The 17,394-nt window shown below is 59.4% G+C and carries 21 protein-coding genes; 10 read left to right on the forward strand and 11 right to left on the reverse strand.

The window, feature by feature from the left end; translation table 11 throughout:
- Window positions 1–277: 277 nt before the first annotated feature.
- From ACN50D_RS26650 to ACN50D_RS26700, 11 genes are all read right to left on the reverse strand, one after another.
- Entirely contained in the window at window positions 278–643 is a 366-nt protein-coding gene (locus ACN50D_RS26650) for a hypothetical protein (RefSeq protein WP_211921285.1), read from the reverse strand.
- Between the two features lie 529 nt (window positions 644–1,172).
- Complete coding sequence (locus ACN50D_RS26655) at window positions 1,173–1,301, reverse strand: hypothetical protein (RefSeq protein ID WP_276116649.1); 129 nt, start codon at window positions 1,299–1,301, stop codon at window positions 1,173–1,175.
- A gap of 107 nt (window positions 1,302–1,408) precedes the next feature.
- Window positions 1,409–1,924, reverse strand: coding sequence for a site-specific integrase (locus ACN50D_RS26660; RefSeq protein WP_249342908.1), 516 nt, complete (start codon window positions 1,922–1,924; stop codon window positions 1,409–1,411).
- Between the two features lie 43 nt (window positions 1,925–1,967).
- Entirely contained in the window at window positions 1,968–2,492 is a 525-nt protein-coding gene (locus ACN50D_RS26665) for a phage integrase SAM-like domain-containing protein (RefSeq protein WP_211921290.1), read from the reverse strand.
- A 365-nt stretch (window positions 2,493–2,857) separates the two neighbouring features.
- Window positions 2,858–4,036: an acyl-CoA dehydrogenase family protein gene (locus tag ACN50D_RS26670; protein WP_211921292.1), complete on the reverse strand. Its 1,179-nt coding sequence runs from the start codon at window positions 4,034–4,036 to the stop codon at window positions 2,858–2,860.
- A 127-nt stretch (window positions 4,037–4,163) separates the two neighbouring features.
- Complete coding sequence (locus tag ACN50D_RS26675; RefSeq protein ID WP_007733370.1) at window positions 4,164–4,403, reverse strand: hypothetical protein; 240 nt, start codon at window positions 4,401–4,403, stop codon at window positions 4,164–4,166.
- The gene (locus ACN50D_RS26680) at window positions 4,400–4,603 is read right to left on the reverse strand and encodes a hypothetical protein (RefSeq protein WP_007733369.1); all 204 of its coding nucleotides are present in this window, start codon (window positions 4,601–4,603) and stop codon (window positions 4,400–4,402) included. The genes ACN50D_RS26675 and ACN50D_RS26680 overlap by 4 nt, the downstream gene beginning before the upstream one ends.
- Window positions 4,600–5,004: a TetR family transcriptional regulator gene (locus ACN50D_RS26685; protein ID WP_283569091.1), complete on the reverse strand. Its 405-nt coding sequence runs from the start codon at window positions 5,002–5,004 to the stop codon at window positions 4,600–4,602. The genes ACN50D_RS26680 and ACN50D_RS26685 overlap by 4 nt, the downstream gene beginning before the upstream one ends.
- Window positions 5,005–5,010: 6 nt before the next feature.
- A complete protein-coding gene (locus ACN50D_RS26690) occupies window positions 5,011–5,805 on the reverse strand; it encodes an IclR family transcriptional regulator (protein WP_211921294.1) in 795 nt (264 codons plus the stop codon).
- A gap of 317 nt (window positions 5,806–6,122) precedes the next feature.
- Window positions 6,123–7,169, reverse strand: a complete 1,047-nt coding sequence (locus ACN50D_RS26695) for a phosphotransferase family protein (protein ID WP_042446088.1) — start codon at window positions 7,167–7,169, stop codon at window positions 6,123–6,125.
- A complete protein-coding gene (locus ACN50D_RS26700; RefSeq protein ID WP_007733365.1) occupies window positions 7,166–7,798 on the reverse strand; it encodes a TetR/AcrR family transcriptional regulator in 633 nt (210 codons plus the stop codon). Before ACN50D_RS26700 ends, ACN50D_RS26695 begins: the two co-directional genes overlap by 4 nt.
- A 160-nt stretch (window positions 7,799–7,958) precedes the next feature.
- Here ACN50D_RS26700 and ACN50D_RS26705 point away from each other — a divergent pair, with 160 nt between their 5' ends.
- The 10 genes from ACN50D_RS26705 (at window position 7,959) to ACN50D_RS26750 (ending at window position 17,293) form a co-directional block, all read left to right on the forward strand.
- Complete coding sequence (locus ACN50D_RS26705) at window positions 7,959–8,822, forward strand: CoA transferase subunit A (protein WP_007733364.1); 864 nt, start codon at window positions 7,959–7,961, stop codon at window positions 8,820–8,822.
- Window positions 8,819–9,577, forward strand: coding sequence for a CoA-transferase subunit beta (locus tag ACN50D_RS26710; RefSeq protein ID WP_065456260.1), 759 nt, complete (start codon window positions 8,819–8,821; stop codon window positions 9,575–9,577). The genes ACN50D_RS26705 and ACN50D_RS26710 overlap by 4 nt, the downstream gene beginning before the upstream one ends.
- The gene (locus ACN50D_RS26715) at window positions 9,574–10,704 is read left to right on the forward strand and encodes an NAD(P)H-dependent flavin oxidoreductase (protein ID WP_042446094.1); all 1,131 of its coding nucleotides are present in this window, start codon (window positions 9,574–9,576) and stop codon (window positions 10,702–10,704) included. The genes ACN50D_RS26710 and ACN50D_RS26715 overlap by 4 nt, the downstream gene beginning before the upstream one ends.
- Before the next feature lies 1 nt (window position 10,705).
- Window positions 10,706–11,581 (forward strand): SDR family NAD(P)-dependent oxidoreductase, encoded by an 876-nt coding sequence (locus tag ACN50D_RS26720; protein ID WP_065456259.1) that lies wholly within the window; start codon window positions 10,706–10,708, stop codon window positions 11,579–11,581.
- Window positions 11,574–12,359, forward strand: a complete 786-nt coding sequence (locus tag ACN50D_RS26725; protein ID WP_202426741.1) for an SDR family oxidoreductase — start codon at window positions 11,574–11,576, stop codon at window positions 12,357–12,359. Before ACN50D_RS26720 ends, ACN50D_RS26725 begins: the two co-directional genes overlap by 8 nt.
- A gap of 27 nt (window positions 12,360–12,386) precedes the next feature.
- Window positions 12,387–12,836 carry an FAS1-like dehydratase domain-containing protein gene (locus ACN50D_RS26730; RefSeq protein ID WP_003945322.1) on the forward strand — a complete coding sequence of 150 codons (450 nt, stop codon included), beginning with the start codon at window positions 12,387–12,389 and terminating at the stop codon, window positions 12,834–12,836.
- Complete coding sequence (locus ACN50D_RS26735; protein WP_030537578.1) at window positions 12,833–13,255, forward strand: MaoC/PaaZ C-terminal domain-containing protein; 423 nt, start codon at window positions 12,833–12,835, stop codon at window positions 13,253–13,255. The genes ACN50D_RS26730 and ACN50D_RS26735 overlap by 4 nt, the downstream gene beginning before the upstream one ends.
- On the forward strand, window positions 13,252–14,232 hold the full coding sequence (locus ACN50D_RS26740) for an NADPH:quinone oxidoreductase family protein (protein ID WP_042446103.1): 981 nt from the start codon (window positions 13,252–13,254) through the stop codon (window positions 14,230–14,232). Before ACN50D_RS26735 ends, ACN50D_RS26740 begins: the two co-directional genes overlap by 4 nt.
- A gap of 25 nt (window positions 14,233–14,257) precedes the next feature.
- The gene (locus ACN50D_RS26745) at window positions 14,258–15,457 is read left to right on the forward strand and encodes an acyl-CoA dehydrogenase family protein (protein WP_030537580.1); all 1,200 of its coding nucleotides are present in this window, start codon (window positions 14,258–14,260) and stop codon (window positions 15,455–15,457) included.
- 147 nt (window positions 15,458–15,604) lie between these two features.
- The gene (locus ACN50D_RS26750; protein ID WP_042446106.1) at window positions 15,605–17,293 is read left to right on the forward strand and encodes an FAD-dependent oxidoreductase; all 1,689 of its coding nucleotides are present in this window, start codon (window positions 15,605–15,607) and stop codon (window positions 17,291–17,293) included.
- Window positions 17,294–17,394: the final 101 nt, after the last annotated feature.

Here is a 17,394-nt window from a genome sequence, read left to right on the forward strand (position 1 = left end):
TCAGTCCGGTACTGGCTATTCCCGATGGAGGACTTCGCCAAGATCATCGAGCGCGCCATGGCATCAGCGCACAACAGTGGCAACAACGTCACTGGGCGTTTTACGGGATCCCGTAAAACGCCGTCTGAGGGGGTGGGCCAGCCACTTTGGACTACGCCCTCTCTCGTTTCGCCGCGTACCTCGTAGCAACGAATGGCGACCCGAGCAGCCCGAGATTGCAGCCGCAAAACTCGTGACAACAAGGCTTCAACGGGACCGAGTGTCCGTGTGCGGGAAACTAACCCATTAAGCCCCAAAAGCTATATGGGTTGATCTGAGCAACCTGGTCCACAATCGACACCTCGAAGCCATCGAGGTCGGAGACAAGGAGTTCGTCGGCTGTCATGCCTGGCGCGGATTCAGTTTCTCGGTTGGAATGGTCGATTGACGGATCTGGCTGTCGTGGTGCGGAATCGACAACCGGCCGAGGCTTCGTGGCAGGACGTTCTTTGCCGTCCGCCCCGACTGTTCGCTCCAACTGGTGAATTTCACCAGTTGACTCAAGTTCGTCACGAACCGCGCTGACGGTGGTCTTATCGACGCCCGTCCGCTTGGCATGTTCACGGTTCGACAGTTGCGGGTCCGCTTTGATGGACTCAGCCACCAAAGCCCCGACGCTGCCCACGGTAGCCCTGGGTTCGTGGCCCCACCCTCGATCGGGCCCCTCCTCACTGCACGCCGGATCTACGCCGACGCGGTGACAGTTCATGCCAAGCAATACCTCGCCGACCTGCCATGACCACCACATGTAACGGCGCTACACGTGCGTTACAGGCTCCGTTACATCTCCACTGGGTCTAAATAGGGTCTACAGAGACTCTCAATAATTCGCCACGGGCCTGCCTGCGACGGCCCTTTGCGACAACTTGCAACAGACTGCTGCAACAACATGTCCCCTGGGGACACATGCGGGGACTCCCCGAGGATTCCCGCCGGGACAAAACACCATCACCGCAGGTAGCCTGCGGAATCCTACAGCCAAACTCAGGCCACACAGTTGGCCTAAAGTCGGCGAAAAGAACCTTCGGCGCACGGCGAAGGTTTTTCCCGGAGGCGGGAAGATTCCCGGTGCCGGCTGTGGCAAAGCGCTAGCACCCGCTAAGCACTTCCTAAGCGCCTGCTGTAGCAAAGCGCTAGCGCCCGCCACGGATCCAGGCAGTCGCGACATAGTCGGGAGCATTCCCGAAGGTGTCGGGAATCGGCGCAAAGTAGCTCTGGGGCGGCCGGGCCAGAGCTACTTGCAGTGAGCGCTCAGTGAGCATTCAGTGAGGATTCAGTGAGCGCTCCGTGAAGCAACCGACATAGGCGAGGTGCGCCAATTCGGACACCTGAGTTAGCTCAGTGACTTAGTTCAATGCAATCCCTGCACTCAAAGCAGACCATCGAACACAGCGCGGGTCTTCTCGTCCTCCCCTGGCCACAGATGTGAATAAACCGCCAACGTCACCATTGGCGATGCATGACCCAACCTCTGCTGAACCGTCGTCACCGAAGCACCTGACGCGATCAACGCGGACGCAAAGAAGTGACGTAACGAATGCCAGGAGTGATTCTCAACGCCAGCCTCCGAAGCCACTGCTCGCCACACTTTCGCAATGTGCGCGCTCGACCATTGACCGCCCTGAGTGGCACGAAACAGCGGCGTGCTCGGGCCGTAGTCCGGATGAGATTCGAGATGCGCCTCGATAGCTCGAATCGTGGAATCCGGCAGCGGGATCGTTCGCCGAGACTTCTCAGACTTCAGGGGTCGCCAACCAAACGCGGTGTGATGTCCGTCAGCCTGCTCGGTTACGTCCACGACTTGACGTTCGAAATCGATCGAACGGACACGCAATCCAGCAAGCTCACCAGCTCGCAGACCACTTGTCGCACCGAACTCAAGCATTGTTACGAATGGTTCACCAGCCGCAGCCATCAGCGCTCGAATCTCATCGAGCAATAGGATCTGATGGGGCTCGACAGCCTGATTCGCGGTCCCCTTTTCGACGCACCGCAGTCACCGGATTTCTAACGATCTGGCCTTGGGCCACTGCATCATTGAACACAGCCGACAAGGTGCCAGTGAGCGTACGGATCGAACTGTTCGACAGCGGCCGACCATCAACCCACGGACGCCCATTCGCAAGGACTGCTCGCCATCCCCGAACATCGTCGGCGTCGATGTCGCCTAGCTTTTTGAACTCAAGATCACCGAGGTTCGCGGCAAGATGCGTGCGTACTGCCCGAGTTGACTCGGTTGCAGATTGTTCAATGTGGGCTTCGAGGATTTTGCTGAGCATCTGATTGTCTACGCGTGCGCCAGTTGGCTTGAGTCCTTCGCGATCCCGGATCCAGTCACGGGCTTCTTTCTGCTTCGCGAAGCTCTTCGAGATTTCCTTGCCGCCGACACGCGTCCGCGCAATGTACCGGGGCGGCTTCCCCTCGGCGTACGTGCGGCGCTGTATCGATCCCATTCGAGGAGTGTATCGGTTGCGGGGGACTCCCACATATCCCCCGACCGAAACAAACTTTGCGCGCCGAACGTGCCGCAAACGCACACACTCTCGTGAGCAGAAAATGGGCTATCAACTGCAAATATGCCCTCTACCATTGACAATGGATTCACATTGTGCGTAGGGTCTACAACAACATCGTGTAAATGAACTCAGCCATGACCGCCAGCCTATCGGTGTTTGCCCTATAACCCACATTGCGCGTTGGCCGTCACTCCGATGCGGGTTCTGCGGACAGTCCGAGGTCATCGACCAGATTCACCGACATGCTCATCGACCCCCACGAAAACCGCGATGGGGACACCTCCGGGTGCCCCCAGGACGGCTCAGATCATTGCCCTGTGGATGCCCTTCGGCTCGCCACCGAGCTGCGAGAGCGTCGACGCATGGAAAATGGAGCCAGGTACGTGGATCGCATGTGCCAAACCGGCATGAGCATCACGCCAGAACCGCTGCATCGGCGTGTTCAACTGCAAAGCCCCACCACCGGAACGAGCAAAGATCTCGTCCACCGCCCGCACCGCCCGCCACGCCGCAGCAGTCTGCGTACGCCGACCGATCGCACGAAGCTCGAACGAAACTTCCTGCCCCTTCTCCGTCATGTCCCAAAAACGATCCACCGTCTCCAAGATCGCAGCCCGAGAAGCAGCGATCTCGGCCGCCGCCTCACCGATCGCGAACAGCACGTACGGATCTTCCTTGATCGGAACACCACTGACCGTCACACGCTCACGCTGCGCCGCCATGTTGCACGCCAACGCACCTTCGGCGATACCGATCAACGACGAAGTGATCCCCAACGGGAAAATGCACGAGAACGGGAACTTGTACAACGTCTCCGTACGACCCGCTTCCTTCCACGCCGTCCCGTCGAAAACCTTTCCGGCGTCGATCGTGCGGTACGTCGGCAAGAACGCATCCTTGACGATCAGATCCTTCGACCCCGTACCGCGCAGACCCACGACATTCCAGCTGTCCTGGTCGATGTCGTAATCCGAACGCGGCAGCAGTACGTGCAGAATCTTCGGCGGCATCAACGGCTTACCGGACTCGTCACCGACCATCGCACCGATCATGATCCAGTCACAATGATCAGTACCGGACGAGAACGACCAACGACCGTTGAGGATGTACCCACCCTCGACCGGCCTCGCCACACCCATCGGCGCATACGGCGACGCCATCCACGTATCGGGATCGGTTCCCCACACCTCTTCCTGAGCCTTGCGGTCGAAGAACGCAAGCTCCCACGGATGCACACCGACGATGCCGCTGACCCAGCCCGTGGCACCATCCATCGCACCGATAGCCATTGCCGTCTCGGCGAATTCACGCGGATGCGCCTCGAGGCCACCGAACTCCTTCGGCTGCAACATCCGGATGACGCCGGAGTCGCGCAAACGCTTCGCGCTGCCGTCCGTCAAGCGCATCAGCTTGTCACCCTCGACCCCGTCGGCGCGGATCTCGTCGGCGAACTGTGAGATGTTGTCCAGAACCTGACCCATGATCTTCCGCCTCCATTGATAGCCCGCCAACCTTCAATAAAGTAGAACACGTTCTAGAAAAATGCGGAAGTAGAACGGCCAGTTCGTTCAGCGCCGATCAATACGAATGCGACAAGGCCAGTGGCGTTCAGGTCGACACGTGCCCCAGTCCCGCGGTCAGAATACGAATACACCTCATCGCAACTTCCGCAGGCGAGCCGTCGCCATACGCCGGGGAGTCCCCGTCAACCCACGCGACAACGGCCATCCGCTGGGCCGTGTTCGCTGCAATTGCAAGCAAACGCACTTCCAGTGGGTCTGCGCCGGGTCCCATCAAATCACGCAGTACGAGCACCAAAGCAGTCTCGGTGTCGTTGACCAAGCTCACCACGCGTTCCGAAGCGCCGGATCGCCAGGAACAATCCTTTGAAGTCGGCGAATCAACGCAATCGCATCGGGTGTTGCGGCAGGTGAATTCAGTGCGACGCGGGCGGCGGATGCCAGCACCTGAACAACAGGCGTACCCGGCGAACTGGACGCGATATACCCGAGCCATTCGTCGATCCCGTTGGCGAGTATCGGCCTCACCGCATCTTCCTTCGTCCGAAGTATCGATAGAACGTGCGAAGTCCGATTCCAGCTGCGCGTGCAATGCCCTCGGCGGTCACCGGATTCTCGCCGCGAAGGACAAAAAGCTCTGCAGCACAACGTGATATCTCCAACTTTGCCTGCTCCTTCCGCCGTTGGGTGAGCGACGGGGAGTTAGACACTGAACCATGCTCATGCCAGTATCGCACGGTGCGCCACCGTGCTTCGGAGTCGAACAGGAAGAACCCTGGCATCGGCTGCGGAAGCCATGAACCGTCCACTTCGCCTTCGATCAGTTCCGCCACCGGCTGGACATCGAGACGCCAGGCCAGCCTCGTCTCACCCCCATCGCCATTTGACGCGATTCGAGGCGGCAGCGCAGGACCAAGTCTACGGATCATCGACGTTCACGAACGCATACGCCTGGGTCCCGCCGACGGCAACGCTCGCAGTTCACGCATGGTGCGTTGAACATCGAAATGTGTCGCAGTTTGGCCGGCCGCCCCCCAAATCGATGACGCGACAAGGCGGACAGGTACCGCACTTCGGTAGTCGAGTTTGAGCATCGCGGACGGACCGGAAACAGCAACGGCAGCAATCGCGTTTCCTTGCGGCCCAACCGGTGCAGCAACGCAATTGAGGCCGGGACTCAACAGCCCCGCGCCGTACGCTACGCCGGTATCACGTATTCGACTGAGTTCCTGCCTTAGAGTCATCGGCGCTTCAGCGCCCACAGGGGAGCCTCCGAACGCAAGGAGCGCACGTCCAAGAGCCGACCTGTCGGCCGAAGAACGTTCGCCGACACGAGTAGGAACTACACCGGACAGCATTCCGCCGATCTTGTCGAGGTAAACGACATCCGGCGCGTCCAGCACTCCGAACTGCACTACCAGTCCGGTCACTCGATGCAACTCGCGGAGGAAGGGCAAAGCGACCGAATACAATCGATCCTGTTGTATTGCAAGGCTTCCCAGCTCCATCAATCTGATTCCAAGGCAGTAATCAGTGCCATCCCGCCGGAGCCACTTCTTGGCGACGAGCTGCTCGAGCATGCGATGCACCGACGAACGAGGCAAGCCGGTAATTCGCGAAACTTGACTGAGAGTGAGCTGTCCGGACACTTCGAAAGCATCCATGACCGACGCCAGTCGATCCAGGAACCCCGCCGGGGTCGTAGCGTCTGCACGAGCGGAAGCTTGCATGCGAATTCCTTGAAGTCATTCCCACAATTTATGGTGCATGTGGGGCACGTGGAGCCGAAAAGCGCTACCGGGCTTACTGGTTACGGCCCGCTGCAACAGCACCGCGACACCAGGCCGTCCGTCACCGTCGGATGTTCGAACGATCTCAGTGTGACAAATTGTGCCATGTTGACATCGGGTGTGAAGAGAAAAACCTCAGGAGCATTCACAGAAGGATCACGGTGGACGTTAACGCCGCAACATGAACAGAGAAGGGCGAAATACGTTGCCCCGGAGGCATATTCCACTAGACCAGAAAGTCGCACGGAAGATTTCCGTCAAATCCGTTGGGCCATTCGCCACGCTTGTGCCGCAAGCCTGTCCGCCTGGGCGCCGAACGATTCCGCCGACCGCTCGATTTCGCCCATCGCGCCACGTAGCGTGCGGCTGTACACACCCTCGACAATGCATGCGATCTTCCACCAGTTGAACGCAATGTAGAAGTCGATATTGAAGTCCGCATCTTGTTGGGCCGCAGAGATATAGACGTCCAACAGCTCATCGCGCGACGGGAAACCTTCGATTCGAGTCGGAGCATTCTCCAATGCACAAACATCGTCATCGGGTTCGGCCCAATAGACCAACAGTTGGCCCAGGTCTGCCAAGGGGTCACCCACCGTGGCCAGTTCCCAATCCAGTATTCCGGCGATCACGCCGTCGGCGCCGACAATGCAGTTGTCAAGGCGAAAGTCACCGTGCACGACGCTGCTACTGCACTGAGGGGGAATATTTCGAGACAACTTGGCATGTGTGCGTTCGAGGTCGAGGCTATCTCGCACACGATCACCCTTCCAGTTCCGCAACCACCGATTCAACTGACGATCGATGTAGTCCGTCCGATCGGCCAGAGCATTCCATCCGATCTCACGAGGGTCGACCGAGTGCAGGGCGGCAAGATTGCGAACCAGTTCCGCGGCCAATCCGGCTCGCGTTTCGTACGGGATTTTCGCGCGTACTACCTCCGGATCACGCAGGACTGCGCCGTCGATGAAGTCCATGACAAAGAACGGAGCACCAGTCACAGATTCGTCAATGCACTTGCCTACAACGATCGGTGACGGAACCGGCACGTTCTGCAGTCGCTCGAGAATGTCAGCTTCGCGAATTACATCATGGGCGGATGCATGCCTGATTCCGAGCGGGGGTCGACGTAGCACCCATCGAGAACCTGCCTCGTCGCTCACCGAGTAAGTCAGGTTCGAGCGTCCACCGGCGATCCGTTCGAATTCGAGCAATCCTTGCGTGGCATCGGGCAGATACTCACGGAACCACGCCGCCACCAGGGGCTCACACAAACCGTTGTCGCCCTGCGGTGCCAGGTTCACGACCTCACACCCTCACGCGCGGGACCACTTCCGACAGATGCTGATTTCAGCGGCGCATCGATGCCGTCGAGAAACACCGAAACGACGGCATCGGCGAGCTCTGAAAGACCGAACTCCTCTGTGGGGCTGAACCATCGGAGCGACAACCACACAGCGTCGCGAATCAGTCCGTAGAGAATCTCCGCCGGCAGGTCCGATCGAAACTCGCCTGCGCTCATTCCGGATTCGATAACAGCGATCCAGGCGTCCTTGGTGCTACGGGCGGCCTCACGGATGTCGTGATAGGAGTCAAGTTTCCGGAGATAGGTGCTGTTGTTCTGATAGATCTCGGAGGCGTGTGGGTGCGCCTGACTGACCTGAAACGAAGCTCGAACCAGCGAACCGAGGCGAGTACGTGGGTCACCGGCAGATTCCAGGATCGACCCGTATGCGCTCGTGAGCGCCTGAAGATATTGTGTGACAATTGTATTCGCGATTGCATCCTTCGACGGGAAGTAGTGATAAAGGCTTCCGGACAGAATTCCCACCGCATCAGCGATATCGCGAACTTTGGTGCCCGCGATCCCCTTGGTGGCGAACAGTTCTGCAGCCTGTTCGAGTATCAAGTCGTGACGATCCGACCATTCCATTCAAGTCCTCCTGACGAGTCTTCACGTGTCACCTCTGACGAGGTTGCAATTTTGACTCTATACCGCGAATCAAACGTTTGCTACAGTCGCTCCGTACCGCGTAGCAAACGTTTGATACGAGACTTTGAGCGCTCGTGAAATACCAGGAGAGGACGGACGCGTGTCGGACAAGACAATGTCGGAAGCAGATGTCGTAAGTCGACTGAGATCGGGAATGACAATCGGAATCGGCGGGTGGGGTTCGCGCCGGAAGCCGATGTCACTCATCCGAGAGATCCTCAAGTCAGAACTGACCGATCTGACCGTTGTGTCGTACGGCGGAGCTGATGTGGGGTTGTTGTGCGCAGCCGAAAAGGTTCGAAAGGTTGTGTTCGGTTTCGTCTCGCTGGACTCGATACCCCTGGACCCTCACTTCAGAGCAGCCCGACAGGCTGGTCGTATCGAGGTCAGCGAATACGACGAGGGCATGCTCCAATGGGGCCTGTACGCGGCCGGGATCCGTATGCCCTACCTGCCGACTCGCGCGGGACTCGGTTCCGACGTCCTCCGGGTGAATCCGGAACTGCAGACGATCGTCGATCCTTATGCGGGCGAATCATTGGTTGCGATGCCGGCGCTCCCCCTCGATGCCGCGCTGGTACATATGAACCGCGCGGACATGCATGGCAACGCCCAATACCTCGGGCCGGACCTGTACTTCGACGACCTGTTCTGCCTAGCTGCCGAATCGGTCTATGTCTCTTGCGAACAAGTGGTTCCCACTGCGGAGTTGACCGCGGATGCACATCCGTCGACGATTCGAATTCCCCGGTTGCTTGTATCGGGAGTCGTTCACGCTCCAGGTGGTGCGCATTTCACATCCTGCGTACCCGACTACGATCGTGACGAGGCTTTCCAACTCGAATATGCCACTGCAGCAAAAGATCCAGAAGCTTGGCAACGCTTCGTCGACCGATATCTGTCCGGCTCCGAGGCCGACTACCAGAGACTCGTCGCTGCGGAATTCGAAGGAGTGCCGGCATGAGTGACGCCACTCGGGCAGAGGTCTGCGCGATCGCGTGCGCCGAGGCGTACCGAGGCAACGGTGAAGTGATCGCGAGCGCATTCGGCGTGATACCTGCAATCGGTGTGCGATTGGCGCGTCACACTTTCGAACCCGATCTCGTGTTGTCCGACGGAGAAGCGTCAGCCGTGCGCGGCACGTGGGCCGTCGACCGAACTCCGGCAGGCGAGGTCGAATCGTGGTTGCCCTTCAACCAGATCTTCAATCTCGTCTGGAATGGCAAACGGCACATCATGATGATTCCCACGCAGCTCGATTCCTATGGGAACTGCAACATCTCCGCGATAGGTGATCATTCGCGGCCGACAGTGCAACTCTTGGGAGTCCGCGGAGCGCCGAGCAATACCGTGCATCACCCGACAAGTTACTGGGTGCCGAAACACAGTGCACGCGTTCTCACTTCACAGGTCGACATGGTTTCCGGTGTCGGAAACGACAATGCACGCAAGGCCGGACCGTCGGCCAGCCGATACCACGAGTTACGACGAGTTGTCACAAATCTCGCAGTTCTGGACTTCGAGCCGGATAGCGGACAGTTGCGTCTGGTGTCGACTCACCCCGGCGTAACCGTCGAGGAAGTAGTAGCCGCAACCGGGTTCGAACTCCACCTGCCCAAAGCCGTACCCACTACTCGAACCCCCACAAGCGAGGAACTCGACCTGATTCGCAACGTCATCGATCCACGGAACCTACGTGACATGGAAGTACCGGCATGACCGTGCTGAACTCAGGTACCGGGCCACTGCACACCCGTATCTGCGAACTCTTCGGTGTGAAGTATCCGATTGTGCAGACCGGCATGGGGTACGTCTCGGACGCCCGACTTACGGCGGCCACAACCAAAGCCGGCGGTTTGGGAATCATCGCCGGGGCGATGCTGACCTACGACGAACTCGTCAGCGCCATCGATTACGTCAAAGACCGCACCGACCAACCATTCGGCGTGAACTTGCGAGCCAACCAGGACGACATCGATCGCAGAATCAAACTTCTCATTCGATCGGGGGTCAAGATCGCCTCCTTTGCGCTCGCACCGAACCAGGCGCTGATCGGCCGACTCAAAGATGCAGGCCTTGTTGTCGTGCCGTCGATCGGAGCTCGCAGACATGCCGAGAAAGTTGCAGCGTGGGGAGTTGACGCAGTTGTCGTTCAAGGCGGCGAGGGCGGCGGACACACAGGCGCAGTCCCCACGAGTTTGCTTCTGCCACAGGTAGTCGACGCCGTCGACATCCCCGTTATCGCGGCAGGCGGATATTTCGACGGCCGAGGTCTCGTCTCAGCACTCGCCTACGGTGCAGACGGAATCGCGATGGGGACTCGCTTCATGCTCACCAGCGATTCACCGGTGTCTCAGGCAGTCAAAGATGTCTATCTCTCGAAGTCGGTCAACGACACCGTGGTCACACTCGAGATCGACGGGGTTCCTCAGCGTGTGCTGCGCGCAGGAACGATCGATCAACTCGAATCAAGCCACGGACCGACGCGCATGTTACGTGCTGCCCGCAATGCTGTTGCTTTCCAACGTCTCTCGGGAACACCCTGGTCGAAGTTGATACGTGAAGGCCTGGAAATGCGGAAGAGCCACGAACTCGGCTGGCGGCAAGTTGTGATGGCCGCCAACGCACCGATGCTGTACCGATCCGCACTCCTCGACGGCCGCACGGATATCGGAGTCATGGCGACCGGGCAGGTCGTCGGACTGATCGACGACATCCCCAGTAGCGCAGAACTCGTCGAACGCATCATGCAGGACGCGGAGGCCGTCCTTGCTCGACTCACACCCGCACCCGAATTGGACAGTCGAGTCTTGTCAACTGAAAACGTGAAAGGAACAACGAACTGAAATGAATCAGCTGAAAGATCGAGTAATCATAGTAACCGGCGCCGGTCGTGGTTTGGGCCGGGAGCACGCCCTGCTACTTGCGGCCGAAGGCGCAAGAGTGGTTGTCGACGACACCGGCGCCGGACCGGACGGGCACGGAAACGACATCAGTATTGCGGCATCGGTCGTCGACGAAATCGTCGCGGCCGGAGGAATCGCAGTTGCCAGTGTCGCGGACGTCACGACGATCGACGGCGCGAGCGAACTCCTGGACCTGGCCCTCGAGGCATTCGGCTCGGTCGACGGCCTGGTCAACAATGCCGGCATCCTGCGTGATCGAATGTTTCTGAACATGCCCGAGGCCGATTGGGACGACGTGATCTCGGGACAACTACGCGCTACATTCGCGCCCTGCACTGTATTCGGCAACTACTGGCGCGAGCGTTCGAAGTCGGGCGAAACCGTCGCGGCGTCGATCGTGAACGTATCGAGCACCTCCGGGCTGCTCGGTGCCGTCGGTCAGAGCAACTACGGCGCCGCGAAGGCCGGGATCGCAGCGTTGACAACGATCCTCGCACAGGAGGTCGCCCGATACGGTGTGCGAGTCAACGCAATTACGCCTGTGGCCAGGACACGGATGACCGAGAATGTTCCCGGTATCAAGGAACTTGTTGCAGCACCTGACGATCCGAGTACATTCGACACCTATCATCCAGGCAACGTCTCGCCAGTTGTGGCCTATCTGCTCACCGAGAAGTGCCCCGCCACTGGTCAGGTGTTTTACGCCAAAGGCGGCGAAGTCCGCCAGTTTCTCGGGTGGCAGTACGGAAAGACCATCGCCAGAGACTCCCGATGGACGGTGGAAGAGTTGACAGAGGCGATGAGTGAAATTGTCTGAGACGACTGCGCCGATCCCTGGTCCGGGACACGGCCTTGCTGAAGGCAAATCCGTTCTGGTGACAGCAGCAGCGGGAACTGGAATCGGATTCGCAGCGGCACAACGCTTTGCTGCCGAAGGTGCCCGACTGGCGATCAGTGACCGGCATGAGCGCAGATTGATCGCGGCCGCCGACCGCATCGAGTCCGAGTTCGGCACCCGCCCACTCACTGTTCCTTGCGATGTCACGGACAATCAGCAGATCGACGCAATGGTCGATCGGGTGGTTGCCGAGTATGGATCCATCGACGTCCTCATCAACAACGCAGGCCTCGGCGGGACGGCGAGCATTCAAAGTATGACCGACGAGCAGTGGTGTTCGGTACTCGATGTGACCCTGACGAGCACTTTCCGCACCACACGATCAGTGTTGAGAGTCATGATTCCACGAGGGTCGGGGGTGATCGTCAACAACGCGTCGGTCATCGGCTGGCGTGCGCAGGAAGGGCAGTCGCACTACGCCGCAGCGAAAGCCGGCGTCATGGCGCTCACACGATGCTCTGCCCTCGACGTGGCACCGCACGGAATCCGGGTCAACGCGGTTGCACCGAGCATCGCGATGCATCCTCACCTTGCCAAGGTGACCAGCGACGAACTGCTCGAACAGCTCAGCAAGAGTGAGGCTTTCGGTCGTGCGGCACAGCCGTGGGAGGTCGCAAACGTCATGGTCTTTCTTGCAAGCGACTACTCGTCGTACATGACGGGCGAAGTCGTTTCGGTAAGTAGCCAACATGCATAGCCACCCATGGGGTCTGAAGGAGAAGCTGTGGTCGACAAAGAGTCACTAGGTATCACGGGCACCCCGTTCCGTATGGACATCGAGCGCGGCAAGATTCGTGAGTTCGCCGTTGCCACGTATTCGAGCAATCGGAACTATGTCGAAGACGAGTTCCCGGTAGTGCCCCCGACGTTTCTCACCACGACCCTCCTCTGGCAGACAGAGGGCTCGGATCCGTGGCGGAAGGTAGAGCTCGACGGCAAACGCGGACTCCACGCCGAACAGAAGTACGAGTTCTTCGGTCCACCTCCCCGCGCAGGTACTCGTCTGAACTGCACTTCGCGGATCGTCGACATCTACACGAAGCAGGGACGGAAGGGCGGCGAGATGACTTTTGCCGTGATGACAACGGATTTCGAAGACGAACAGGGAAATCTCATTGCTCGGGCAACTATGACCGGAGTGGAAACTGCTCGACCGACTGTGGAGGAATCTTGATCAACACAGTGTCAGTCCCGACCCCGTGGGTTGTCGGTCCGGTATCCCGCACCGATTTCGTCAGGTACCAAGGTGCGTCGGGAGACATGAATCCGATTCATCACGACCAGGTTTTCGCCGAGGCGGCGGGGTACCCGAGTCCGTTTTCGGTCGGGATGTTCCAAGCTGGGCTCCTGGCCACCTTCGCCACCGATTGGCTGGGTGCAGAGAACATCCGAGCGATACGAGTTCGGTTCCTCGAACAGGTTTGGCCCGAAGACACTCTGACATGCTCAGCGCTTGTCGAACGAACCTATGCGGACGACGAAGGTGACAAGATCGACGTCGAACTCGCCTGCACGCGGCAGACCGGCGGATTGGCGGTCAAGGCGTGGGCAACCTTCGTGCGGACGCCCCTAGTACCTTCGGAGCGGCCGTGAAGGCGCACGTATGTACCCAGCTGGGGTTGCCGAATCAACTGCAGTTCACAGAAATTGACGATCCCACGCCGACACCGAACCAAGTTCTCGTCTCGGTCAAGGCGGCGGGTGTCAATTTTCCCGACGGGTTGATCGTCGCCGGAACGTATCAAACTAAACCCCCACTCCCCTTCATTCCCGGGTCGGAAGTCGCGGGTGTAGTGCACAGTGTCGGCTCGGACGTCCAAGGGGTCACCCCGGGGATGCGAGTCATGGCCTTCTGCGGCATGGGCGGATACGCGGAGCTCGTGGCGGTCACCAGTGACAAGGTCTTTGTCATCCCTGATTCCATGAGTTTCTCCGACGCTGCCGGATTCGTGGTTACCTACGGAACGTCGTACCACGCACTCGTCGACCGAGCTGCGATCCAACCAGGAGAGACATTGCTCGTCCTGGGTGCCTCCGGGGGCGTCGGGCTCACCGCAATCGAGATCGGCAAAGCATTGGGTGCACGCGTGGTGGCGGCGGCGTCCTCCGAAGCGAAACTCGAGGTCTGTAAGCAACATGGAGCAGACGAGTTGATCAACTACACAACGGGCAACCTTCGCGAACGAGTCGCACAGGTCGCACCGTCCGGTGTAGACGTTGTGTACGACCCGGTCGGTGGAGATCACGCCGCTACAGCGGTGCGCGCATTATCCACCGCAGGAAGATATTTGACGGTTGGCTACGCTTCGGGGCAGATTCCGAAGATCGGCATGAATCGCCTCCTCGTCGTTGGCGGGGCGCTACATGGAGTTCTCTGGGGCGCATGGGCGAAGCGTAATCCGGAGTGCAACGCGGACAACATGCGAGCGCTCTTCGACATGTACGACGGTGGCGCTCTGTCTCCTCATGTGAACAGCATCCACCAGCTGATCAATGCTCCTACCGCACTCGAGGAAGTCATGAGTCGACGAGCGCTGGGCAAAGTCATCCTCTCAACCAACCCCGAATGACAATTCACGACAAAAGGTGCCGTCAATGGACTTAGCTCCGAGCCCCGCTGCGCGCGAAATCATCGCGCGTCTAGAAGCATTCATGGACGAACATGTCTACCCAGCTGAGTCGGTTTACTCCGAACAACTCGAGGCCGCAGGACCTCGCAGTCACGTCTTGCCACCCGTAGTCGAGTCGCTGAAGTTGGAAGCGAGACGCCAGGGCATGTGGAATCTGTTCATGCCGGCGCTCTCAGGACTGTCTCACCTCGACTACGCCCACATCGCCGAGGTGACGGGACGCTCGCCCTACATTGCCCCCGAAGCCCTCAACTGCGCGGCGCCCGATACCGGAAACATGGAGATCCTGCACCTGGTGGGAACCCGCGAGCAGAAGGAGCGATGGCTTCAACCACTGCTCGACGGCACAATGCGTTCGGGCTTCTCCATGACTGAACCCGATGTTGCGTCCTCCGATGCCCGAAACATCATGACGTCGATTGTTCGGGACGGCGACGAATACATCGTGAACGGTCGAAAATGGTGGACGACCGGTGCAGCAGACCCACGGTGCGAAATTCTGGTAGTCATGGGGAAGACGAATGCCGAGGCAGAGCCCCACAAGCAGCAATCGATGATCTTGGTGCCCGTCGCCACCGCTGGAGTCGAAATCGTACGCAGTTTACCGATATTCGGATACCACGACCAACACGGCCACTGTGAAATTCGGTTCGATAACGTTCGAGTACCGGCAACAAATATGCTTGCGTCCGAAGGAGACGGGTTCGCCATCGCACAGGCGCGCCTGGGTCCGGGCAGAATTCACCACGCCATGCGCTGTATCGGCATGGCGGAGCGCGGATTGGACTTGATGGTTCGACGTGCCCAGTCTCGTAACGCTTTTGGCGGGCCGATCTCGGATCAGGGAGTTGTCCGGACCTGGATCGCCGAATCGCGAATGGAAATCGAGCAGGCCCGCCTTCTGGTGCTGAAGACAGCATGGCTCATCGACCAGGTCGGAGCCAAGGGCGCTCAGATCGAGATCGCGGCAGTCAAAGTCATCGGTCCTCGTGTGGCGCGCAACGTCCTGAATCGATCGATCCAGTGCCACGGGGGTGGCGGTGTCACCGACGACTTCCCGATCGCGAGAATGTGGGCGAGTGCCCGGATCCTCGGTATCGCCGACGGACCAGACGAAGTGCATATCAGGAGCGTCGCACGCCACGAGTTGCGCAAGCACCGCTGACGGCGATCGGTGTTCGAGGCCCGCGAAAGCCGTTGTATTGCTGAATCATCAGCCTTCGTCCACTCGAGCGCATGGTTGACCTCGGTCAACCCCTTCGGGCTGCGGCCCGTGAAGAGAAAACCTCAACCAATTGAATAGGAGAGGCAAATGCCTCGCGCGTCAAAATCAAGGGAAGTGTCCTTCGATCACGAAGTGGACTTCCTCGTTGTCGGCAGCGGTGCCGGTGGGTTGACCGCGGCGTTGGCAGCCGCCGCCAATGGTCTGAACACCCTCGTCATCGAAAAAGCAGACGTTTATGGCGGCACCACCGCGCTGTCGGGCGGCAACATCTGGGTGCCCAACAATCCAACTCTCATCCGTGAAGGGCTCTCGGACAGCCGTGACGACGTCCGGGCGTACATGCGAGCTGTCGTTGGTGATGGAGTTCCCGAGGACAACATCGACGCGTTCGTCGACGAAGGTCCACGCGTGTTCGAGTTCCTCGAGAAGACCAGCCCGCTCATGCGATTCCAATGGTGTACGGGCTATTCGGACTATCACCCGGAGAAGCCGGGCGGTCGCCCACGTGGACGTACCATCGAACCGCTTCCTTTCGACCTGAAAATGCTCGGCACCGACGAGTCCGGTCTGCGCCCCGGCGCACTTCCGACTCCCGCCGGTCTGTACATCACATCCAAAGAGTTCGTGAAACTGAACATGGTCATGCGTACCTGGGCAGGGCGACGTGCCGCGCTGGCAACCGGGTGGCGTGCAGCGAAGAGTGTTCTGACCAGAAGGCACATGGAGACACTCGGGCAGGCCCTGGTCGGCCGTCTGCGCCTGGCGATCAAACAAGCCGGCGTTCCGCTTTGGCTGAACACTGCGATGGAATCGCTGATCACCGACGACGATGATTGCGTGGTGGGTGTGGTGGCCGAGCGCAACGGCCGCACTGTCAGAATCCGAGCTTCCAAAGGCGTACTGCTCGCCTGCGGCGGTTTCGAACAGAGCGACGAGATGCGTCGGCAGTATCTCCCGGAAAACGCCAGCGCCAACTACAGCCTCGGTTCGGTCGACAACACTGGAGACGGCATCCGCGCGGGACAACAAATCGGTGCCGCAGTTGACCTGATGGATGACGCGTGGTGGATGCCCTCGTTCAAGAGACCTGACGGGATCATGCACGGATTGGTCTCCGAACGGTCGGTTCCCCGATCGATCATCGTGAACCAGAACGGAGTTCGGTTCACCAATGAATCCGCTCCCTACGTGACATTCGTCCACAACCAGATTGCCGGGGGTCACGACCCAGCGTGGTTCATCTTCGACGCGAAGGCCAAAAGTCGCTATCAGATCGGAGCGATCATGCCGGGGCAGAAGTTCCCGAAATCCTGGTTCGACAACGAACTCCTCTACACCGGCGACACGCTCGACGAGTTGGCCGGCCGCCTCGGACTTCCGAAGAAACAATTAGCTCTCACTGTGCATCGATACAACAGGTTTGCGCACAACGGTGTAGACGAAGACTTCGAGCGTGGAAAGAGTGCGTACGACAACTACTACGGGGACCCGACATTGCCAGTCCCCTCGATGGACATGATCGACGAAGGTCCGTACTACGCGATTCGACTACGAACCGGCGATCTGGGAACGAAAGGCGGGCTCGTCTACAACAAACATGCACAGGTCATGCACAGTTCCGGTGAACCGATTGCAGGTCTCTACGCGACGGGCAACACCTCGTCCGCGGTCATGGGCAACGACTACGCCGGGGCAGGCGCGACCATCGGGCCGGCGATGGTTTTCGGATACATCGCGGCGCGCCACGCAGCTGACCGCCGACAGGACCCGCGATAGATCGGAGTCGTTCCCGTTCCCGTCGGCACGACGTACAACAACGCGGAGGTGGCCTGGACGAACCATCCATGCCACCTCTGCTCGGTGACTCGCCAACGCGA

It is taken from the genome of Rhodococcus sp. SB1D (assembly GCF_048573875.1).
GTDB lineage: Bacteria > Actinomycetota > Actinomycetes > Mycobacteriales > Mycobacteriaceae > Rhodococcus_F > Rhodococcus_F qingshengii.